Origin of the sequence: Amycolatopsis sp. NPDC004169 (assembly GCF_040610315.1) — a bacterium.
Taxonomy (GTDB): Bacteria; Actinomycetota; Actinomycetes; order Mycobacteriales; family Pseudonocardiaceae; genus Amycolatopsis.
Genome location: NZ_JBEXMD010000003.1, coordinates 76,573 through 97,893 on the forward strand (window position 1 = coordinate 76,573; position 21,321 = coordinate 97,893).

Sequence of the window (21,321 nt, forward strand, 5' to 3'; positions counted from 1 at the left end):
TGGTTTCCCCGCCCAGCCGAAAGGACCTGCCATGACCCGACGCCTGCTCGGCGCCCTGTTCACCGCCGCGACCGCCACAGTATTGCTGGGGGCCACACCGGCGAACGCGGCCGCCGCGAACTTCGCCGGCACCGTGGCCCTGTCCAACTGCTCGGGGTCGGTGGTCAAGCCCGCCGCGACACCCGACACCGCGCCCGCGCTCGTCATGTCCAACGGGCACTGCCTCGAAACCGGTTTCCCCGGCCCGGGCGAGGTGATCACCAACCGGGCGTCCAGCCGGACGTTCACGTTGCTCACCGCCAGCGGCAGCAACAAGGCCACACTGCGCGCCAAGAAGATCGTGTACGGGACGATGACCGACACCGACGTGTCGCTCTACCAGCTCACCACCACCTACGCGCAGATCAAGTCGAGCTACGGCATCTCGCCGCTGGAGCTGTCGAACGCCCACCCGTCGGCCGGCGCGGCGATCGACGTCGTCTCGGGCTACTGGAAGCGCATCTACTCCTGCAACATCGACGGGTTCGTCTACCGCCTCAAGGAGGGCAGCTGGACCTGGAAGGACTCGATCCGCTACACGTCCGCCTGCCAGACCATCGGCGGTACCTCGGGCTCGCCGATCGTCTCCGGCGGCAAGGTCGTCGGCGTAAACAACACCGGCAACGAGGACGGCGAGCGTTGCACGGAGAACAACCCGTGCGAGGTAGACCAGGCCGGCAACGTCACCGTGCACTACAAGACGAACTACGGTCAGGAGACCTACGGCATTCCCGCCTGCCTGACCTCGGCGAACGAAATCGCGCTCACCCAGGCCGGCTGCACGCTGCCCCGGCCCTGACGCACCCGCCGCACCCGGTCAGGCCGTGCTCGTCGCGGCCTCCGGGTGCGGTTGTGGTTCCGCACCCGGCCACGCCGCTTCGGCGCCCGGCGGCGGCTCCCCGATCAGCTCCAGCAGCGCCTCCAGCCGGCGTTTTCCGGTGACTTTCACGGCCGGGACCTCGGCCTTCGGGCCGGTCAGCTTCGCCGCGACGCCCAACGGCGTCAGCGCTTCGACCAGCCGCTCGTGCATGCCGGGCGCGAGCGGGTCGACACCGAGCAGGTAGCCCTGCGTGCCGGGACGGCCACCGGCCAGCGCCCACATCCGCAGCATCGCCCCGCTCAGCCGGAAGCCGTCCGGCACCGCCTTGCCCGAGTCGTCCTCGACCGGCCCCGTGCAGCCCTCACGCAGCCACCGCAGCGCCAGCGGCAGCAGGTCGACCCGGAACGACGTGCGGACCTGCGGACGGCCGCAGTCGGCCTTCGAGACCTGGGCGTCCGCGCCCCGGCAGCGGAACTCGCGCGCCAGGACGTGTGCCCGCCACGGCTCCTCGACGACCACCGACAGCCGGGCGGCGGTGCGCCCGAACCCGGTGATCTGGCCGTGGCAGCACAACAGGCCGGCCAGGTCGCCCAGGCCCGGCCCGCTGGCCTCGGCGGAGAAGAGCGAGATCGTCCGATCCACCGCGCCATACTAGAACACAAGTTCGATTCGCGGCAGGTCTCGCGCGGATCTTCAGCCGGCAGGCTGATCCAGCCGGCCGCAGGCCGGCGCGCGCTGTTCCGCCGCGGCCAGTGCCGGGACGTCCTTGAGGCCCTTGAGGTAGTCGAGCGCGTCGATGCGGTCGAGGGTCGCCCTGGCCTGGCCGAGGGCTTCCTTCGTCGCCGAGGCGTTCCCGCGGGCGGCTTCGATGCGGTGGCGGGCGGTCTCGGCCTCCGCGCGGATGGCGGCGAACTGCCCGATCACGGCCTGGCGGCCGCCGTCCGCGGACGGCACCGGCGGCGAGCCGAGCGCGTGCAGCCCGGCCAGGCTCTCGTCGAGCCCGTCGACCACCGAAGAAAGAAGGTCACTGGACGTCCTGGACGCCTTCTGCGGCGTGCTGGGATCGACGGCGGGCAACGCCGCGAGCGCACGGACCAGGTGCGTCACCGCGTCGCAGTAGCCGCCCGCCCAGCTCGCCACCGGATCGGCCGGGGGCGCCGGCGTCGTCACCGGGAGATCCTGGTCCCGCGGCGGCGCCTGTACCTCGGCAGGCTGCCCGCACCCGGCGAGAGCCATGGCGACTGTCGTGGTGAGGGCGGCGAAAACGGTCAGCCGCACCCGCGTACCTCCTGCCCGACGACGTCCCGGCAGGGCCGACGGTACCGACTCGGTGGTGCTTCGCAAGTCGCCGGGCCTTTCTGGGACGGCCTGCCCGGGCCCGGCACGCGAAGCCGCGTGCCGGGCCCGGAACGTGTTCTCCGTCAGGCCGTGATCTCGGTCGGGGTGTCCGACAGGACCGTCCCCCGACGCTTCGACACCACGATCGCGGCCACGATCACGGCGACCGCGACCAGCGAGATGATGATGCGCACCGGGGTGTTGGCGCTGTCGCCGACCGTCAGCTGCACGATGGCGGGCGCGATCAGCACCGAAACCAGGTTCATCACCTTGATCAGCGGGTTGATCGCCGGGCCGGCGGTGTCCTTGAACGGGTCGCCCACGGTGTCACCGATGATGGTGGCTTCGTGCGCGTCCGAACCCTTGCCGCCGTGGTTGCCGTCTTCGACCAGCTTCTTGGCGTTGTCCCACGCGCCACCGGAGTTGGCGAGGAAGATCGCCATCAGGGTGCCGCAGGCGATCGCGCCGGCCAGGTAGCCGGCGAGCGCGCTGGTGCCCAGGCCGAAGCCGACCGCGATCGGGGCGAAGACCGCCAGCAGACCCGGCGTGGTCAGCTCGCGCAGCGAGTCGCGGGTGACGATGTCGACGACCTTGCCGTACTCGGGACGGGTGGTGCCCTCCATGATCCCCGGGATGTCGCGGAACTGGCGGCGCACTTCGTAGACGACCGCGCCGGCGGCCCGGGACACCGCGTTGACCGCGAGACCGGAGAACATGAACACGACGGCCGCACCGACGATCACGCCGACGAGGGTCGCCGGGGTCACGATGTTCGCGACGAAGCTGCCGCCGACGCCCACCGCCTTCGTGATCGCGTCCGAATAGGAGCCGAACAGCGCCGTCGCGGCGAGGACCGCCGTGGCGATCGCGATGCCCTTGGTGATCGCCTTCGTGGTGTTGCCGACCGCGTCGAGCTCGGTGAGGATCTGCGCGGCCTTCTCGTCGACGTCACCGGACATCTCGGCGATGCCCTGCGCGTTGTCCGAAACCGGGCCGAAGGTGTCCATCGCGACGATGACACCGACCGTGGTCAGCAGGCCGGTGCCGGCCAGCGCCACGGCGAACAGCGCGACGCCGCCGCCCAGCAGGTAGGCCCCGAAGACGGCCGCACCGATGACGAGCGCGGTGTACACAGCGGACTCGAAGCCGATCGAGATACCGGACAGGATGACCGTCGCCGCACCGGTTTCCGACGTCTGGCCGACGTCCTTGACCGGCTTGTACTCGGTGCCGGTGTAGTAGCCGGTCAGCTTCAGGATGACGGCCGCGAGCACGATGCCGATGATCACCGCGACGGTCGCGATGACCGCCGGGCTGCCCGAGTTCCCGGCGAACTCCGTACCGAACTCGGAGAAGCTGCCCGGCAGGTACACGAACGCCGCGATCGCCGACAGCACCGCGGAAATCACCGCGGAGATGTAGAAGGAGCGGTTGATCGTGACCAGGCCGCCCTCGCCCGCGCGCGCCTTGGTGATGTAGACGCCGATCACGGCGGTGATCACGCCGATGGCCGGCACGATCAGCGGGAAGATCAGGCCATGCACGCCGAAGGCGGTGCTGCCCAGGATCAGCGCGGCGACCAGCATGACGGCGTAGGACTCGAAGAGGTCCGCGGCCATGCCGGCGCAGTCACCGACGTTGTCGCCCACGTTGTCCGCGATGGTGGCGGCGTTGCGGGGGTCGTCCTCCGGGATGCCCTGCTCGACCTTGCCGACCAGGTCCGCACCGACGTCGGCGGCCTTGGTGAAGATACCGCCGCCGACACGCATGAACATCGCGATCAGCGCCGCGCCGAACCCGAAGCCCTCGAGCACCTTCGGGGCCTGCCCGGTGTAGACGAGCACGACGACCGCGGCACCGAACAGGCCGAGGCCGACGGTGATCATGCCGACGACGCCACCGGTGCGGAACGCGACGCGCATCGCCTTCTCGCGGCCGCCCTCCTCACGCGACGCGGCCGCGACGCGCAGGTTCGCCTGCGTCGCCAGCCACATGCCGAGGTAGCCGATCGCGAACGAGAACCCCGCGCCGACCAGGAAGAAGATCGAACGGCCGATCTTCTCGTTCCAGTCGTCCGCGGGGAGGATGAAGAGCAGGAGGAACACGACCACGCCGAAGATGGCGAGGGTGTTCCGCTGCCGCTTGAGGTACGCGGCCGCGCCTTCTTGCACCGCCTTGGCGATGTCCTGCATCTTGGCGGTGCCCTGGCCTGCGGCCAGCACCTCCTTGAGCAGGACGTAGCCGATGACGAGTGCGGCAAGCGCGACCACGGCGACTACACCGACAATCGTGTAGCCACCTCCGGTGAGCGAGAGATTCCCGCCCTCCGCGAGGAACTGCCGTGACATTCGTCCTCCAGGAGACGTCGCCGTGCGCCAGCGTCGACGGCAAGCCGAGGGTTCGACACGGCCGGCGCTGGCATGGACCCTGTACCGAGCGACACGCTAGCCGGGCAGCAATGCACGTCTCACATGACGCTCACCACAGAGGGTGTGGATTGCGGGAGTGTATTGGTATCGCAACCAGCGTCTTCACGCCGTCCCAGTGACGGTACAATCCGTTACCTTGTGAGCCTCCTCACTTGATCGATCACCCTTTCGCCGATCCGTTGCCGCAGCTGGGGACGGACGGAACTGTCGGACCCCTGTGCCAAGCTCGGCGGGTGGACGAATCACGTGGGCAACGGCTGCTGAGGCGGGTGACCGCCGGCACCCCGTCGCGCGAGCACCCGGTCACGCACGTCGCGGACCTGCCGGGGCGTGCCGCGCGCTACACAGAGTGGCCGTCGTGGGCGGATCCCGCGGTTGTCGCTGCGCTGCGTGACTGCGGCGTCTCCGCGCCCTGGGCGCACCAGGCGGAGGCGGCTTCGCACGCGTACGAAGGCCGGCATGTCGTGATTTCGACCGGGACGGCCTCGGGCAAGTCGCTCGCCTACCAGTTGCCGGTGCTGTCCCGGCTGGCCGCGGGCGAGAAGGCGAACGCGCTGTACCTGTCGCCGACGAAGGCGCTGGGTGCGGACCAGCTGCGTTCGGTGTCCTCTTTGGACGTGCCGGGGGTGCGGGCGGCGGCGTTCGACGGGGACACCCCGATGGCGGAGCGCGACTGGGTGCGTGCGCACGCGAACTGGGTGTTCACCAACCCGGACATGCTGCACCGCGGGATCCTCTCGGCACACGGCCGGTGGGCGACGTTCTTCCGCCGGCTCACCTGCGTGGTCGTCGACGAGTGCCACAGCTACCGCGGCGTCTTCGGCTCGCACGTCGCTCTGCTGCTTCGCCGGCTTCGGCGGGTGGCCGAGCACTACGGCGCTTCGCCCGTCTTCGTGCTGGCTTCGGCGACGACGGCTTCGCCTGCTTCGTTCGCTTCGCGGTTGACGGGCGTGCCCTGTGTTGCCGTGACGGAAGACGCTTCGCCGCGCGGCGCGCGGACGGTCGCGTTGTGGGAGCCGCCGCTGCTGGACGAACTGACCGGGGAAAACGGCGCACCGGTCCGGCGTTCGGCCGGGGCGGAGACGTCGCGGATCCTCGCCGACCTGGTGCTGGAGGGGGCGCGGTCGCTGGCGTTCATCCGGTCGCGGCGGGGCGCGGAGCTGGCGGCGCTGGGCGCTCGGCGCATTCTGTCCGAAGTGGACCCGGTTTTGGCGGAAACCGTTGCGGCGTATCGGTCCGGGTACCTGCCGGAAGAGCGTCGCGCGCTGGAGGCCGCGCTGTTGTCGGGCCGGTTGCTGGGGGTCGCGACGACGAACGCGCTGGAGCTCGGCGTCGACATCGCGGGTCTGGACGCGGTGGTGCTGGCCGGCTACCCGGGCACGCTGGCGTCGTTCTGGCAGCAGGCCGGCCGGGCCGGCCGTTCGGGCGATTCGGCGCTGGTGGTGTTCGTCGCGCGGGACGATCCGCTCGACACCTATCTGGTGCACCACCCGGAGGCGTTGCTTTCGCGGCCGGTGGAGACGGCGGTGCTCGACCCGGCGAACCCATATGTGCTGGCTCCGCAGCTCGCTTGCGCGGTGGCCGAGCTGCCGTTGACGCTGCCGGAGCTGGAGGTGTTCGGCGGCGCGGCGGCCCAGGAGGTGCTGGCCGAGCTGGCGGAGCAGAAACTGGTGCGGCGCCGGTCGAGCGGCTGGTACTGGACGTCACGCGACCGGCCGCACGCCGAGGTCGGCATCCGCGGCACCGGCGGGGAGCAGATCGCGGTGGTCGAATCGGACTCCGGCCGGATGCTCGGCACGGTCGACCCGGGGTCGGCGTGCTTCGCCGTGCACCCCGGCGCGGTGTACCTGCACCAGGGCTCGTCGTACGTCGTCGACGAGCTGGATCTGGACACCGGGCTGGCGCTGGTGCACGCGGAGAACCCGGACTGGACGACGACGCCGCGCGAGATCGTGGACATCTCGGTGCTGAGCACCCAGGAGAAGCAGGACTACGGCGGGGTGAGCGTCTGCCTCGGCGAGGTGGCCGTGACGTCGCAGGTGGTGGGGTATCTGAGGCGGCGGCCGTCGGGTGAGGTCATCGACCACACGCCGCTCGACCTGCCGGAGCAGAGCCTGCGGACGCGCGCGGTCTGGTACACGGTGTCCGGTGAGCTGCTCGGTTCCGCCGGCTCGGCTGGTACTGCCGGCTCGGCTGGTGCCGGTGACTCTGCTGGTTCCGCCAGCTCGGTCGGTTCCGCCGGCTCGGTCGGTTCCGCCGGCTCGGTCGGTTCCGCCGGCTCGGGTGGTTCCGATGGCGAGGTGGGGACCGGGGGCCATCGGGTGGGGACCGAATCTGCGGGGCCGGTGGGGACCGGGGAGGAGACCCAGGCGAACGGTCGGGGGCCCGTTCACGAGGGTGGCAGGGCACCGGGGGGTGCCGGATTGGTTCCGGCACGGGTCCCCGGTGCCCTGCATGCCGCCGAGCACGCGGCGATCGGCCTGCTACCGCTGTTCGCTACGTGCGACCGGTGGGACATCGGCGGGGTGAGTACCGCGTGGCACGAAGACACCGGGGAGGCGACGGTGTTCGTGCATGACGGGCATCCCGGGGGTGCGGGATTTGCCGAACGCGGTTATGCCGCGATTGTCCCGTGGCTGGCCGCAACGCGGGAGGCGATCGTCTCCTGCGAGTGCCCGACGGGATGCCCGTCCTGCGTCCAGTCGCCGAAGTGCGGGAACGGCAACGAGCCGCTGGACAAGGCGGGGGCAGTGGCTGTGCTGGGAACCGTGCTCGGGGCGTTGCGTCAACACGGCACCTAGAACGGCCACTTGGTGGTTCATGGAGTTGTGTCCTGCTCCGCCTCGGCCGGGCTGGGACCGGCCGTCGGCGGTGGTCGGGTTGTTTAGGCGGCGCTGGACTGGACCAGCTGCGGGGCGCGCTCGTCGGCCAGGGCCCGCACGAGGACGTCGTGCACCTCGGCGGCGTCCGGCAGCTGCCAGCCGCAGACCTCGGGCTTGACGCGCCAGTGCACGACACCGTGCTGGAACGGCGACGGCGGCAGCGGGATGTAGCTGTCCTTGCCGTGCCACTGGATCGCGGCGCGCTCGGCCAGCTCGGCCGGGATGCGCTCGGCGACGGTGGTCAGGAAGAGCCAGCGGCCGTTCGGCAGCGCGATGATGGGCGCGGGGTGGCCGATGGCGCGCAGGAGGCGGCAGGCGCGCTTGCCGATTTCGTCGTCGACCTCGATGGCGTCGAGCACGGTGCCGGTGGCGACGAGCAGGCTGTGGGTGCGGTCGGAGAACCAGGTGGCGACGTCGTGAGCGTGGGTGCCGCTCTGCTCGCGCCAGGAGTCAATGGCCGGAACCGGGCGCCGCCAGGTGAGGTCGTCGCCGTCGGTGAGCGGAGCGGGGTCGACGCCGGGGAGCACCGGCCAGCCGCGCCAAGCGAGGCCGATCGCCTCCGCCCGCAGTTCGATGCGGAAGGCACCGCGCCAGCTGTCCGGCCAATTCGCGTCCAACATTAGTGTTTCCTGCCTTCAAGTTCCGGTTCTCCGCGACCCGCTAGACCCTGTCGTGGTGTCGCACATCTCACTTAACGGCAAGTTGCACATTGCCCGGAACCCCCGCGCGACAACCGGTGGTTACGAGGCGATGAACGCCCAGTGATCCATACGGCCGGACCGAACCCCCGGGCGCGGATGGACGGCGAACGGCACCCGCACACGGACCGTTCGTCGCGGCAAAACCCCGGGATTCGCGGGCTGTCGGGCGCTGGTCCAGCGGGGTGGACGGGCTGGTTCGGCCCAGGTGAGCAGCTGATTCGACCGCTCGCCGTGCACCAACGACCGCTGCCCGTGACAATCAGCCGCTCATCGCCCGGCTGCGCGGATCAGCCGGTCATCGCCCCATACCGACCGGTCGGCGTCCGCCGGGCCGGACGGGTGGCCTGTCGCGGATGGGCGACAGTCCGGCGGGTGCTCGGCTGCGGTCTTGTGTCGCGAGATCGCGACAGTGCCGCTGAGTGAGACGCCTCGGCGAGCGACGGCAGGTGGCCTTCGCTCACTCGCGGCTCCGCGTTGGTCGGGTACCTCGACCTGCGGTCACGGCCTACCTTCGCGAGTCCGCGGCATCGCCCCGAGGTGAGGCACCTTGGCGGACCGGACGGGTGGTGCTGTCTCGGGTATGCGACAGCACCACCCGGTCGGGCGCCGGCGAGCGGTGGTCCTGTGTCGCGAGCACGCGACACCCGCCACCCGAAAGGCGGGCTTGGCGAGCGGCGGGTCCTGGGAGGCCATTCCCTGTGTCGCGGACTCGCGACAGTGCCGAGGTGATGTGGGCAAGAGGCTCATCCGCGCCGGCACGGGGCTGGCCCGCGCAACAGCGCTGAGAGAGCCGCCCTCAGCAGCGGCCGCCCCGGCCGGGGATGGCTTGCGATGGCCCACCATCCGCCTCGGTCGGGCCGAGCACCGCTGCCCGGTGCGGGCCAGGAGTGGCTCGGCATCGCCTGCGACCGGCCTCGGTTGTGCCTCAGCACCAGCTGCCCGGCGCGGCCGGAGGCTGGCTCGGCATCGCCTGCCACTGGCCTCGGTTGTGCCTCAGCACCGGCTGCCCGGCGCGGCCGGAGGCTGGCTCGGCATCGCCTGCGACCGGCCACGGTTGTGGCTGAGCAGCAGCTGGCTGGCGCGACCGGCGGGATGTCTTGCCGCGGTCGCCGGTTCGTGGGGTTGTGGGCGCCGGTGGGGCTCAGCCTTGGGGTGGGCGGACTGGGGTGTTTCCCAGGTCTGCCGTTGTGGCTGGGTGGGTTGGGCTGGTTGCCGGGCCTGCTCGGGCGTGGGCTGCCGGCTTTGGCCAGCCCGGCAGGGGTGGGGTGGGGGCCTCTACCTCCACCAGAGCGTCCAGGTTTTGCCAGCGGCATGTCACGAGCCTTACCGCCATGCGGTCGGCCACCCATCTTGCGCGCTCGCAGGCCCCGATCGGGCCTTCGCTTGCGTGGGAAGCCGCCGCCAGGGCGCCGAGGTCGGCTGCTGACTCTGCTCGGTGGCGGGCTGTTACTGCTGCTGCCAAGCACACTGCCAGCGTTGCCAGCACCGTCAGGGCCGTCACCGCCAAGGCCGTCCAGATTGTGGCGGCTCCTCGGTCTGAGTGTCCGCTAGCCATTCGTTGTCTCCGTGTCCGGCTCGGCTACTGCGTAGGCCGTTGCTGACAGGTGGATTGCCGGGAGGATCGTCGCCGGGTTGGCCGTTACTTTGGCTGTTATCTGGTCGCCGGTCTGGTTCACCGTCAGGTTTGCGCCTGGTGGGGCTATTGCGTGGACCGCGGCCGCTGCCTCGGTGGGTTGGCCTCTGGCCAGGAGGCGGGCTGCTTCGCGGGCCGCGTCCGTGCAGCGCAGCTGGCTTGTCAGGACCGCCATACCCGCCAGCAGCAGGACCACCACCACCGTCAGGCCGGCCAAGCCGAATGCTGCCTCGACCGTCACCGATCCTTCGTCCTTGTCTCTCACGACGGCACCGACAGAGCCTTCATGACCAAGCTCGTCAGCCACGAGACCACCGAGTCTCCGGTCAGCAGGGAATAGAGGACAGCGGCGAAGGCCGCGACGGCGACCGTCACGATGGCGTACTCGACCGTCGTGGAACCGTCGTCCGGGCGGGGGCGGCGGCGGAATGCTCGCATGGGTGCTTCCCTTCGATGGGTTCGTGGTCAGAAGAGGGGGCTGAGCCGGCCCGCGAGGCCGAGGACGACCGGCAATACGCCCAAGCAGAAGAAGGCCGGTAGGAAACACAGGCCCACCGGCAGGGCCAGCGCCACCCCGGCCCGCTCGGCGCGCTCCTCTGCCTCGGTCGCCAGCTCGTCGCGGAGACGTCCGGCCAGGTCGCCGGCCGCCGTGGCGAAGGCTGCGCCCGATCGGGATGTTCGGATCGCCGTGGCCGCCAGCTCGGTGAAACCGGGGAGGGCTCGCACCGGCGCCCATGCCTCGCCTGGACGGGAGCCCAGGGCGAGCAGGCCGGCCGTCGAGCTCAGCGCCGCCCTTGCCTCCGGGGGTGCGGTGACGGCCACGGCGTCCAGCGCCGAGGGGACCGGCAGGCCGGCCCGCAGGCAGGCGGCCAGGAGGTCGAGCGTTCCCGCCAGCCTCAGCTTGGTGGCGATGTCCGCGGCCGGTGGGCGTGGCCGTCGGGTGCGGCGGATTGCCCACCACCCGGTTGCCGTCACGATCGTGCCCGCCACCACCCCGGCGGCTCCGCCGGCCAGCACGGCTATCGAGACGCCGCCGACGGCCGCCGCGATGGGCGTCAGGGCGCGGTGGCCCTTGCGGACCGGCTTCGGACCGCCGGTCAGGCGGTTGAGACGCCGGGCGATGGTTTCGTCCGGCCAGGTCAGCAAGGCTCCGGCGAAGAACAGGAGCGCGATCGCGGTCACCGGATCCGCACCCGTCCGGTCAGGGCGCGGCACCAGGCCGTGCCCGCCCAGAGGAGGACGCACCCCGCCACCAGCAGCACCTGGCCCGGCGTGCTGCCGGTCAGCACGGGCAGCGGAGCCGCACCCATGGCCTGCCCGAGCAGGACGCAGAGCACCGGCAGGGCGGTGAGCACTGCCGCGCTCGCGCGTGGCCCCGCCAGCTTGGCGCGCATCCGGCGGGCGAACGCCAAGCCTGCTTCGGTGTCGCGGCGGGCCGCGTCGAGGACCTCGGCCATCGGGAGGCCGTGCCGCCGGCCCAGTGTCCACGCCGCGGCCAGACTCGGAAGGGCCGGTGACCGTAGCTCGGTGTCGAGCCGGGCCGCCGTCGCGAGAGCTCGGAGGTCGCCCGCCACGGCCGGGACCACCTCCGCGGCGGCTTCCGCCGCCGTGACCGGGTGGGCGCCGGCTCGGAGCTCGGCCACCATCGTGCGCAACGCCGTCGCGGTGTGTGCGGCCATCGCCAGCTCCGCGGTGGCGCGGCGGTGGGTGCGCCACTCCTGGCGCCATGCCAGCGTCAGCACGCCGGCGGCGATCGCGCCACCCGCTCCGGTGAGCAGGCTGGCGAGGACGGCCGGAAGCAGCCAGCGGGCGACGCGCCACACCTGGGGCATCCGGACAGCGGCCGGCGGCTCGATCATGCGCTGCAGCCGGTTCGGTGGCGCGGGCCAGCACGCCAGGGCCGCTCCCACGCACAGCGGGAACCACGGGGTGATCATCTCCGCCTCCTTCGATGACGTGGGAAAGCGTTCACCAGCAGGGAAATCCGCAGCAGCAAGAGACTCAGCACGCGATCGCCCCCGACCCCGGGAACAGGTGCCTGTCGACCGTCCAGCGGCCCGCGCGCCACACCGGCACGACCCGCGCCCGGCCGTGTTCGGCGCGGAGCACGCCGACCTCGGCGAGGCGGCGGCGGCCGCCTGGCTCACGCCGCATGTGCAGCACCACGCGGATCGCGGCGACGAGCTGGCTGTGCACGGCATCGCGGCCGAGGCCGCCGAGCGCGGCCAGCGCCTCGATGCGCGCGGGCACCTCGGCCGGGGAGTTGGCGTGGACGGTGCAGGCGCCGCCGTCGTGGCCGGTGTTCAGCGCGGTGAGCAGGGCACCGACCTCGGCGCCGCGGACCTCGCCGACCACCAGGCGGTCCGGGCGCATGCGCAGCGCCTGGCGCACGAGCTCGGGCAGGCCGACCGCGCCCGCACCCTCCACATTGGGCGGACGGGCGACGAGGCTGACGAACTGCGGATGCGCGGGCTGCAGTTCGCCGGCGTCTTCGACGCAGACGATCCGCTCGCCCGGGTCGACGGCGCCCAGCAGCGCGGCCAAGAGCGTGGTCTTGCCCGCGCCCGTGCCGCCGGTGACGAGAAAGGCCATCCGCCGCGAGACGACGCTGCGGAGGAGCTTGGCTCCGGCCTCGTCGAACGCGCCGAGTTCGCCGAGCGCGGTGAGGTCGTGCGTTGCCGGGCGCAGGACTCGGAGGGACAAGCAGGTGCCGGCCGCTGCGATCGGCGGGAGGACGGCGTGGACGCGGATGCGGCCGTGCGGACCCGTGCCGGGGAGCCAGCCGTCGACGAAGGGCTGGGCGTCGTCGAGGCGGCGTCCGGCCGCGAGGGCGAGACGCTGGGCCAAGCGGCGGACGGCTTCTTCGCCGCCGTCGAACCGGATGCCGGTGCGGACGAGACCCTGCGGGCCGTCCGTCCAGACCTCGGCCGGACCGGTGACGAGCACGTCGGTGGTCGCCGGATCGTCGAGGAGCGGGGCGAGCGGGCCGGCGCCGACGAACTCGTCGCGGGCCTGGCGAGCCGCGTCGAGCACCGCGTCGTGGCCGAGGGCGCCACCTGCTTCGGCGCGGACGGCGGTGGCGACGGCGACCGGATCGGCCTGGCGACGGTCGCCGGCCAGGCGGTTGCGGACGCGGTCCACGAAGTCGGTGGTCATGCGCCGGCCCGTCTTTCCATGGGGTTCGGGCTGACCGGCGGACGCTCACGCGACGCGGTGACGCGGGTGCCCGGCTGGAGAAGCGTCGAGAAGAACGCCGCGCTTTCGGGGTTTCGGCTCAAGAGGCTGAGCACCGTCGGCAGCAGCAGCTCCGACACCCGGGTCGGAGCGGTGGCCGGGCGGAGGTCGACGGCCGCGGGGGTCATCGGCCGGCCGCCTGGGCTTCGCGGCGGGCCGTTTGCAGGATGCCGGCCGCCGTCGTGGCCAACGGGCCTCGTGACTTCGCCGGGAATTCGGCGTTCTCCAGCGCTCGCGAGACGCCGCGCTCGCGGGGCATCGAGGCCATCAAGGGCGGGCCGACCAGCTCGGCCGCGCGAGCCGGATCCTTCGAATGTCCGCACGCCACCAAGCCGATGCGGGCCGTCAGCTTCGACAGCCGGTTCAGGACTTTCTTCGCCGCCAGACAGGCCTGGAACTCCAGCGGCACCATCAGCACCACCAGGTCGGCTCTCAGCACCACCTCCTCGGCCGCCTCGCCGAGGCTGCGCGGGAGGTCGCACACCACCGTGCGGCCCGCGCGGCGACCGGCGGTCAGGATCGCCGACAACGACTCGACGTCCGGGCCCTGCCCTTCGGGGCCGAAGGCGAGCACGGGGAGGTTGCCGCCGCGGTGGCTCCGCTGGGGCAGCGCCGCGGCCAGTGACGACACCGATGCCCGGCCGCTCAGCCGCACGTCCGGCGAGCGCGTGCCGGGCGCCTTTTCCAGGCCCAGCAACACATCCAGGCCGGCGCTGAGCGGATCGCAGTCCACCAGCAGCGCGCCACCCGGATCGCGGTCGGCCACCAGCGCCAGTGTCGCCGCGAACACCGACGCGCCCGCGCCACCCCGGCCGCCGACCACGCCGAGGACCAGACCGGGTTGCTCCGCCGGCGTCTCGACGACGTCGGCGAACGCGCCGGCCAACGCCGTCTCCTCGTCGGGCAGCGAAATCACGCGCTCGACGCCGCCGCGGAACGCGTGCTCCCACGTCGCCGGGCCCGGACTGCCCTTGCAGACCAGGAGGATCCCGCCGCGCCGAGGCAGGACCGGTGGGTGCCGCACGGCTTCCTCGTCGAGGACGACCAGTGGCGCACGAGCCCAGTGGCTGCTCGCCGCCGTCAGGTCCGGGGCGCGGTCGAGTTCGCAGCCCGCGACCGCGGCCACGCGCAGTATCTCGTCGAGCACGGTCTCGTCCTCGGCGATCACCAGCGGTCGTTCCCCCGTCATGTGTTCCTCCCCCGTCGTCGGTGCGGGCCGTGGGTGGCCCGGTTTCCACGGTCGCGGGCGGGGGCGGGGTGGCACAACGGGGCGGACGGGCAGCTGTGGACAACCGGGGTGTTGTGGACAACTGCCGCTCGTGAGACCACCGACGGCCGGTTCCGTCGGCGGAATGTGGCAGTATCGCGACTGTCCGTGACGCACCTGCGGCGGAAATGGGCACGAACATCCGCACTCGAAGATTGCCGCTCACCAAGCGAGCGACGATTAGCGCAGCGCAGGAGAATTGCCGAAGGTAAGCGGAAGGCAAAACGGCCGAAATCACCGATCCGGCCAAGGCAAAGCAAACCGGGAAAGAGACGAACGGGAGGTAAGAGGGCGGCCCCCGCCAGGGGGGAGGGACGGGGGCCGCCGTGGGTTCAGCCCCGGGGGGTCGGACTGAACCGGCCCGGTTGGACACCGGGCTCCCTCACTGTAACTCCGCCCGGCGCCGGTTCGCGCACCGGATGAGGCACACAGTTCGATAACGGCACAGCGCGCCCGAAGTGCCTGCCTGTCATGGATTTTCCGTCCGGCGCGACGCGCGCGTGGTGGATCAACGGGACGCGCTCCGATCAAGCTCCTATCCTGGGAGGGTGGCCGAACCGAGCAGCGCGCCGTCGCGCATCCGGAAGCCGGGCCCGGAGCACGCGGTGGCCGCGTTCTTCGACCTGGACAAGACGATCATCGCTTCGTCGAGCGCGCTGGCGTTCAGCAAGCCCCTCCTCAAAGAAGGATTGATCAACCGTCGCGCCGCGTTGCGAAGCGCGTACGCGCAGCTGGTGTTCTCGCTCGCGGGTGCCGACGAGAACAAAACGGAGCGGCTGCGCGCCGAGGTTTCCGCGCTGTGCGCCGGCTGGGACGTCGCCCAGGTTTCGGCGATCGTCCGCGAGACCCTGCACGACGTCGTCGACCCGCTCGTGTACGCGGAGGCGGCGGAGCTGATCGCGCGGCACCGCGAGGACGGGCACGACGTGATCGTGCTGTCGGCGACCGGCGAAGAGGTCGTGGCACCGGTGGCGGAGATGCTCGGGGCGACCCGGAGCGTCGCCACGCGGATGCAGATCGTCGACGGCCGCTACTCCGGCGAAGTCGACTTCTACTGCTACGGCGCCAACAAGGCCGTCGCCGCGAAGCAGCTCGCCGCCACGTACGGCTACGACCTCGCCGAGTGCTTCGCCTACACCGACTCGAGCACCGACATCCCGCTGCTCGAGGTCGTCGGGCACCCGCACGCGGTCAACCCGGACAAGCTCCTGCGGCGCGAGGCCCTCGAGCGCGGCTGGCCGATCCTGGCCTTCGACCGGCCGATGTCGCTGCGTACCCGGATCCCGACCCGGTCGGCCGGGATGGTGGCGCTCGGCGTCGGCGCGGTGGCCGCCGGAGCGACCTGGTACGGCCTCAACCGTCGCCGTCGGTCCCGATGACGGAGCACCAGCCACCCACACGGCCGCACAGCGGGCTCTTTGCTTGACCCAGCCCCGAATTGTCCGTCGCGCAGGGTGCCCGTGTCACCCGATCCAGCCTCTGTACCGGTGCACCCGTCCGCGCACTTGAAGTGACCGGGCTCACGGCGTAGAAAGTAGGTGCGGACGTTCGGTCGGCCAGGGAACAGGTAGAAGAGAAGCCTGTTCCACCCCGGCAAACCTCCGTGCGCGGACTCCGGGTACCCACGCGCAGCGCGCCGCGGGAGGCTCGTCGTCTAGGGACTGCGTAGTGGGACGCCACACGCCGAGTCCATGTAGGTACGACCAGAGTTGCACGCTTGGTCGCCCGAGAAGTTCGCGCTTGCAGGCGGCGCCCGTGGCTTCGGCCACGGGCGCCGCCTCGTCTATTTGGGGGGACGTTCCGGGCATCTCGTGTGACTGGCGAGGCCTCACGTGTGATTGGTGGGGCATCACCCGTGATTGGCGGGGCATCACGCGTGATTGGAGAGCCGACTCGCGTGATTGAAGGGTCGACACGCGTGACTGGGAGCGGGACTCGCGTGACTGGAGGCGGGACTCGCGTGATTGGGGGCGGGACTCGGGGTGCGGGGTTTGCTACCGATCCGGGTACGACTGGTGGGTTCGTGCGGTCGGTCGATGGACATCACCGGATTCGGTGAGTAGCTTCCCGATACTGGCGCCTCCAAGTGGATTTCTGACGTCCGACGGCGCCCGCTACTTTCTGGGAGGCTGGTCGTGACGACCCGAAATCGGAGGTTCCATGCGCTCGCCCTGCCCGTCGCGGGGGTGCTCGCCTTCACCGGTGTGGGTGTCTCGGCCGCGGCGAGCGCGCCGCGGGTGAGCGCGGACGCGCAGGCCGAGGCCGCCGCCACGCGGGCGCTGCGGGGGCTGACGCTGGAGCAGAAGGTCGGGCAGCTGTTCGTCACCTGGGTGAACGGCAAGACCGCCGACGAGGTCAACCCGAAGAACCAGACCGACTTCGGTGTCGACACGCCCGCGCAGGTCGTCCAGAAGTACCACCTCGGCGGGGTCATCTACTTCAACAACGACACGCGCGACAACTTCGACGACCCCGTGCAGGTGGCGAAGCTGTCCAACGGCCTCCAGAAAGCGGCCGTGACCAGCGGGGCGCACATCCCGCTGCAGATCGCCGCCGACCAGGAGGGCGGCACCGTCACGCGGATGGGCGCGCCGGCCACCGAGTTCCCGAACGCGATGGCCATCTCCGCCGGCCGGGACACCCGCCGCGCGACGCAGGCCGCCACCATCCTCGGCCGCGAGCTGCGCGCCGTCGGGATCAACCAGGACTTCGCGCCCGATTCGGACGTCAACTCCAACCCCGTCAACCCGGTCATCGGGGTCCGGTCCTTCTCCGGGCAGCCCGGCCTGGCCAGCGACTTCGTCACCGCGGAGGTCAAGGGCTTCCAGAAGTCCGTCGCGGCGACCTCGAAGCACTTCCCCGGCCACGGCGCCGCGCCGACCGACAGCCACACCGGGCTGCCCCGGATCGACAGCACCGAAGCGCAGTGGCGGGCCACCGACGTGCCGCCGTTCAAGGCCGCCATCAAGGCCGGCATCGACTCGATCATGACCGCGCACATCCAGTTCCCCAGCCTCGACCCGTCGCTCGAGCCCGCCACGCTGTCGAAGCCGATCGTCACCGACCGCCTGCGGAAGGAACTCGGCTACGACGGCGTCGTGATCACCGACGCCCTCGAGATGGAAGGCGTGCGCAAGCTGCACAGCGACGCCGAGATCCCGGTGCTCGCGCTCAAGGCGGGCGTCGACCAGCTGCTCATGCCGGTGCACCTCGAACTCGCGATCAACTCGGTGCTCGCCGCCGTCAAATCCGGTGACCTTCCGATGCAGCGGATCGACCAGAGCGTGCTGCGCGTGCTGAAGCTCAAGTTCAAGAGCGGCATCCTCTTCTCGCCGTTCGCCGACCCGGACCGGGTGATGAAGACGGTCGGCACGCCGTCGAACCTCGCCACCGCGCAGGACATCGCCGACCGCGGCATCACGGCCGTCGCGAACGACGCCGGTGTGCTGCCGCTCCGGCAGAAGCCCGCGACCGCGCTGGTCACCGGCTGGGGCGTCTCGACGACGGCCACCCTCGCGCAGAAGCTGACCGCCCACGGCACGGCCGCGACGGCGTACCAGACCGGCCAGGCCCCGACGGACGCCCAGGTCGCGCAGGCCGTCGCCAAGGCGCAGAGCGCCGACCTGGTCGTCGTGCTGACCAACAACATCGGCGGCTTCCCCCTGCAGACCAAGCTCCTGGACGCGCTGCAGGCCACCGGCAAGCCGGTGGTCGCGGTCGCCGCGCAGATCCCGTACGACGCCGGGTACCCGAGCGCCGTCAAGACGTGGCTGGCCACGTACGGCTACATCGGGCCGACCCTGGAGGCGCTGGCCAAGGTCATCCTCGGCGAGACCAAGCCGGTCGGGAAGCTGCCGGTCGACATCCCCGCGGGCACCGACGTGCACACCGTCAAGTACCCCTTCGGCCACGGACTGACCTGGTGACCCTGAACCGGCGCCACTTCCTCGGCGCGGGCGCGCTCGCCGTCCCGGTGCTGGCCGGCGGCTCCGCCGTGGCCGGAGCGCAACCCGAGGCCCAGGGGCGCCCGAACCGGGTCCTGACCGGCGCGGAGCTGCTGGCCGCGCAGGGCTGGCGGCCGCTGCAGGGGCGCAAGCTCGGCGTGCTGTCCAACCCGACCGGCGTGCTGCTGAACGGCGACCACATCGTCGACTCGATGGTGGCCGCCGGGGTGAAACCGGTGGCGGCCTTCGGCCCCGAGCACGGCTTCCGCGGCAGCGCGCAGGCCGGCGGGTCCGAGGGCGACTACACGGACCCGCGCACGGGCGTACCGGTCTATGACGCGTACGGCGTCGACGCGACGAAGCTCGCTTCGCTGTTCACCAAGGCCGGCGTGGACACGGTCGTCTTCGACATCGCCGACGTCGGCGCGCGCTTCTACACCTACATCTGGTCCCTCTACACAGCGATGGTGGCCGCGGCGCAGGTCAAAGCCGCCTTCGTCGTCCTCGACCGGCCGAACCCGCTCGGCGGCCGGGCCGCCGGCCCGGTGCTCGACCCGAAGTTCGCCTCCGGCATCGGGCGGCAGCCGATCGCCCAGCAGCACGGCATGACCGTCGGCGAACTCGCCCGCTTCTTCGCCGGCGAGTTCCTGCCGGAGGAAAACGTGCAGCTCGACGTCGTCCAGGTCCGCGGCTGGCAGCGCGACACACTCTTCGCGCAGACCGGGCTGAACTGGGTGCTGCCGAGCCCGAACATGCCGACGCCGGACACCGCGCTCGTCTACCCGGGCACCGGGATGTTCGAAGGCACGGTGTTTTCCGAGGGCCGCGGCACGACCCGGCCGTTCGAGATCATCGGCGCGCCGGGGCTCGACTGGCGCTGGCGCGAAAAGCTCGAAGACGAGCAGCTGCCCGGAGCGAAGTTCCGCGAGACCTACTTCGTCCCGACGTTCAGCAAGTTCGTCAACCAGACGTGCGGGGGCGTGCAGCTGTCCGTCAGCGACCCACGCGCGTTCGACGCGATCCGCACCGCCGTCGCCATGCTCGTCACGGCCAAGGCCCAGCACCCGGACGTGTTCGCCTGGCGGCCCGACAACTACATCGACAAGCTGTCCGGGTCCGACCGGCTCCGGACCATGGTCGACGCCGGCGCGGGCGTCGACGAGGTCACCGGCGCCTGGCGGGCCGAGCTGGCCGGGTTCGACCGCAGACGCCGCCACTACCTGCTCTACCGCTGAGGGGGAGACTCGTGCGTGCTAGGAAGGTGCTCGTCGCGGCCACCGGAGTGCTGGTCGCACTGACCACGTTGACCTCTGGAGCCAGCGCCATCACCAGCCACGATCCGGCGGCCGGCCGCTTCGACCGGCCGCAGCAGGGGTTCGCCCCGCCGTGGACGACGCTGCGCGACGGACGGCCGCAGGAGGTCAACCTCGACCCCGCGCCGATCAGGGCGGCCGAGGACTTCCTGGCCGGCTGGACCAGGCCGGACACCTCCGGGCACCCGCACTTCTCCGGGGCGGTCGGCCTGCTCGCGCACGACGGCGTGGTCGTGGACCGGTACGCCGTCGGCGCCGCCCTGCGGTACGCCGACGCGAAGGGCACCGAACTGCCCGCCGAGCAGCAGGTCCCGATGAAGAACGACACGATCTTCGACATGGCTTCGATCTCGAAGCTGTTCACCTCGATCGCGGTCATGCAGCTGGTCGAACGCGGTCAGCTCACCATCGACACCCCGGTGAGCCGCTTCTTCCCGGAGTTCGCCACCGGCGACAAGGCCGCCATCACGGTCAAGATGCTGCTCACCCACGTCTCCGGCTTCGACGCCGACCCGATCCCGTCGCTCTGGGCCGGCTACCCGGACATCCCATCGCGCCGGCAGGCCGTCCTCGACAGCCCGCTCAAGAACAAGCCGGGGACGACGTACCTCTACTCCGACATCAACCTGCTGACGCTCGGCTTCATCGTCGAAAAGCTGACCGGCCAGTCCCTCGACAAGGTCGTCCACGACCGGATCACCGCCCCGCTCGGCATGACCGACACCGGGTACAACCCGCCCGCGGCGAAGCTGGACCGGATCGCCGCGACCGAGTTCGAGGCGAACCCGCCGCGCGGGATGGTGCGCGGCAGCGTGCACGACGAGAACGCGTGGTCGCTCGGCGGGGTGGCCGGGCACGCCGGCGTGTTCAGCACGGCCGGCGACATGGCCACCCTCGCCCAGGCGATCGTCAACGGCGGCAGCTACCGCGGGCACCGGATCCTGCGGCAGGAGACCGTCCGGCAGTTGCTGACGAACTACAACCAGCAGTTCCCGGACGACGCGCACGGCCTCGGCTTCGAGCTCGACCAGCCCTGGTACATGGGCGCGCTGGCGTCGCCGGTCACCGCCGGGCACACCGGGTTCACCGGAACGACGCTGGTCATCGACCTCGAGTCGCGGTCGTTCGCGATCCTGCTGACCAACCGGGTGCACCCGAGCCGGAGCTGGGGCTCGATCAACACCGCCCGCCAGGTCTGGGCGACGTCGCTGGCCCGGGCCATGGCGGTGCGGCCGGTGGCCGGGAAGGACGCCTGGACGAGCACGCTGGGTAACGCCGCTGTCGCCACGCTCAGTACTCGGGCATTCACCACGCAAAGTGCCCAAGCCCGCGTCTCGTTCGCCGCTTTCGTGGACACCGAGGGCAGCGGAGATCCACTTCAGCTGCAGGCCAGCACCGACGGCGTTAACTGGCAACCGATCGCCCTATCGGTTTCGGGCCCGGGCGCACCCTCCGGAATCGTGACGTCGCTCTCCGGGCACGGACACCGTGCCTGGTGGAGGGCGGTGGGCACGCTGCCGCAGGCGGCGTCGCTGAGTCTCCGCTGGCGTTACAGCACCGACCCGAGTTACACGGGACGAGGTGTTTCGGTCGACGGTGTGAAAGTCACCGAGAGCGGCCGATCACTCCTCGACGGTGAACGAGACCCCGCTGTTTTCGCCGCGGACGGCTGGCAGTTGACCTCTCGGTGACGAACCGGTCGCCGAATGTCCACCACAAGC

General features: G+C 71.3%; 17 protein-coding genes. 6 read left to right on the forward strand and 11 right to left on the reverse strand.

Going from position 1 to position 21,321, the window contains the following annotated elements:
• Positions 1-31: 31 nt before the first annotated feature.
• Positions 32-838 carry a serine protease gene (locus ABZX11_RS04940; RefSeq protein ID WP_176174318.1) on the forward strand — a complete coding sequence of 269 codons (807 nt, stop codon included), beginning with the start codon at positions 32-34 and terminating at the stop codon, positions 836-838.
• Positions 839-856: 18 nt separating this feature from the next.
• Here ABZX11_RS04940 and ABZX11_RS04945 read toward each other — a convergent pair whose 3' ends face one another.
• The 3 genes from ABZX11_RS04945 to ABZX11_RS04955 all read right to left on the reverse strand — a co-directional run bounded on the left by ABZX11_RS04945 (position 857) and on the right by ABZX11_RS04955 (position 4,545).
• Positions 857-1,501, reverse strand: coding sequence for a hypothetical protein (locus ABZX11_RS04945; protein WP_176174317.1), 645 nt, complete (start codon positions 1,499-1,501; stop codon positions 857-859).
• Positions 1,502-1,552: 51 nt separating this feature from the next.
• Positions 1,553-2,137, reverse strand: coding sequence for a hypothetical protein (locus tag ABZX11_RS04950; protein WP_254897083.1), 585 nt, complete (start codon positions 2,135-2,137; stop codon positions 1,553-1,555).
• A gap of 143 nt (positions 2,138-2,280) precedes the next feature.
• A complete protein-coding gene (locus ABZX11_RS04955) occupies positions 2,281-4,545 on the reverse strand; it encodes a sodium-translocating pyrophosphatase (RefSeq protein WP_354910004.1) in 2,265 nt (754 codons plus the stop codon).
• 350 nt (positions 4,546-4,895) lie between these two features.
• On the opposite strand from ABZX11_RS04955, the gene ABZX11_RS04960 reads away from it, so the two are divergent.
• Positions 4,896-7,427 carry a DEAD/DEAH box helicase gene (locus ABZX11_RS04960; protein ID WP_354910448.1) on the forward strand — a complete coding sequence of 844 codons (2,532 nt, stop codon included), beginning with the start codon at positions 4,896-4,898 and terminating at the stop codon, positions 7,425-7,427.
• Between the two features lie 83 nt (positions 7,428-7,510).
• On the opposite strand, the gene ABZX11_RS04965 is transcribed toward ABZX11_RS04960, so the two are convergent.
• From ABZX11_RS04965 to ssd, 8 genes are all read right to left on the reverse strand, one after another.
• Positions 7,511-8,128: a bifunctional DNA primase/polymerase gene (locus tag ABZX11_RS04965; RefSeq protein ID WP_176174315.1), complete on the reverse strand. Its 618-nt coding sequence runs from the start codon at positions 8,126-8,128 to the stop codon at positions 7,511-7,513.
• 1,222 nt (positions 8,129-9,350) lie between these two features.
• Complete coding sequence (locus ABZX11_RS04970) at positions 9,351-9,764, reverse strand: Rv3654c family TadE-like protein (RefSeq protein WP_354910007.1); 414 nt, start codon at positions 9,762-9,764, stop codon at positions 9,351-9,353.
• On the reverse strand, positions 9,757-10,083 hold the full coding sequence (locus tag ABZX11_RS04975) for a TadE family type IV pilus minor pilin (protein ID WP_176178096.1): 327 nt from the start codon (positions 10,081-10,083) through the stop codon (positions 9,757-9,759). The genes ABZX11_RS04970 and ABZX11_RS04975 overlap by 8 nt, the downstream gene beginning before the upstream one ends.
• Before the next feature lie 20 nt (positions 10,084-10,103).
• Entirely contained in the window at positions 10,104-10,280 is a 177-nt protein-coding gene (locus tag ABZX11_RS04980) for a DUF4244 domain-containing protein (RefSeq protein WP_176174313.1), read from the reverse strand.
• 27 nt (positions 10,281-10,307) lie between these two features.
• Positions 10,308-11,024: a type II secretion system F family protein gene (locus ABZX11_RS04985; RefSeq protein WP_354910010.1), complete on the reverse strand. Its 717-nt coding sequence runs from the start codon at positions 11,022-11,024 to the stop codon at positions 10,308-10,310.
• Complete coding sequence (locus tag ABZX11_RS04990; protein ID WP_354910012.1) at positions 11,021-11,779, reverse strand: type II secretion system protein; 759 nt, start codon at positions 11,777-11,779, stop codon at positions 11,021-11,023. Before ABZX11_RS04990 ends, ABZX11_RS04985 begins: the two co-directional genes overlap by 4 nt.
• 64 nt (positions 11,780-11,843) lie before the next feature.
• Entirely contained in the window at positions 11,844-12,998 is a 1,155-nt protein-coding gene (locus ABZX11_RS04995) for a TadA family conjugal transfer-associated ATPase (RefSeq protein WP_354910014.1), read from the reverse strand.
• Positions 12,999-13,200: 202 nt separating this feature from the next.
• Positions 13,201-14,265, reverse strand: coding sequence for a septum site-determining protein Ssd (gene ssd, locus ABZX11_RS05000; protein WP_354910017.1), 1,065 nt, complete (start codon positions 14,263-14,265; stop codon positions 13,201-13,203).
• 626 nt (positions 14,266-14,891) lie between these two features.
• Between ssd and ABZX11_RS05005 the strand changes: the two genes are divergently transcribed.
• The 4 genes from ABZX11_RS05005 (at position 14,892) to ABZX11_RS05020 (ending at position 21,291) form a co-directional block, all read left to right on the forward strand.
• Positions 14,892-15,722 carry an HAD family hydrolase gene (locus ABZX11_RS05005; RefSeq protein WP_176174309.1) on the forward strand — a complete coding sequence of 277 codons (831 nt, stop codon included), beginning with the start codon at positions 14,892-14,894 and terminating at the stop codon, positions 15,720-15,722.
• An 807-nt stretch (positions 15,723-16,529) separates the two neighbouring features.
• A complete protein-coding gene (locus ABZX11_RS05010) occupies positions 16,530-18,269 on the forward strand; it encodes a glycoside hydrolase family 3 N-terminal domain-containing protein (RefSeq protein ID WP_354910452.1) in 1,740 nt (579 codons plus the stop codon).
• Positions 18,266-19,522: a DUF1343 domain-containing protein gene (locus ABZX11_RS05015; protein ID WP_354910020.1), complete on the forward strand. Its 1,257-nt coding sequence runs from the start codon at positions 18,266-18,268 to the stop codon at positions 19,520-19,522. Before ABZX11_RS05010 ends, ABZX11_RS05015 begins: the two co-directional genes overlap by 4 nt.
• A gap of 47 nt (positions 19,523-19,569) precedes the next feature.
• Positions 19,570-21,291, forward strand: a complete 1,722-nt coding sequence (locus tag ABZX11_RS05020) for a serine hydrolase domain-containing protein (protein WP_354910454.1) — start codon at positions 19,570-19,572, stop codon at positions 21,289-21,291.
• Positions 21,292-21,321: the final 30 nt, after the last annotated feature.

Coding starts and splice junctions, on each gene's coding strand:
- ABZX11_RS04990 (WP_354910012.1), bottom strand. CDS start 11,779: ATGATCACCCCGTGGTTCCCGCTGTGCGTGGGAGCGGCCCTGGCGTGC.
- ssd (WP_354910017.1), bottom strand. CDS start 14,265: ATGACGGGGGAACGACCGCTGGTGATCGCCGAGGACGAGACCGTGCTC.
- ABZX11_RS04995 (WP_354910014.1), bottom strand. CDS start 12,998: ATGACCACCGACTTCGTGGACCGCGTCCGCAACCGCCTGGCCGGCGAC.
- ABZX11_RS04955 (WP_354910004.1), bottom strand. CDS start 4,545: ATGTCACGGCAGTTCCTCGCGGAGGGCGGGAATCTCTCGCTCACCGGA.
- ABZX11_RS04965 (WP_176174315.1), bottom strand. CDS start 8,128: ATGTTGGACGCGAATTGGCCGGACAGCTGGCGCGGTGCCTTCCGCATC.
- ABZX11_RS04970 (WP_354910007.1), bottom strand. CDS start 9,764: ATGGCTAGCGGACACTCAGACCGAGGAGCCGCCACAATCTGGACGGCC.
- ABZX11_RS04980 (WP_176174313.1), bottom strand. CDS start 10,280: ATGCGAGCATTCCGCCGCCGCCCCCGCCCGGACGACGGTTCCACGACG.
- ABZX11_RS04940 (WP_176174318.1), top strand. CDS start 32: ATGACCCGACGCCTGCTCGGCGCCCTGTTCACCGCCGCGACCGCCACA.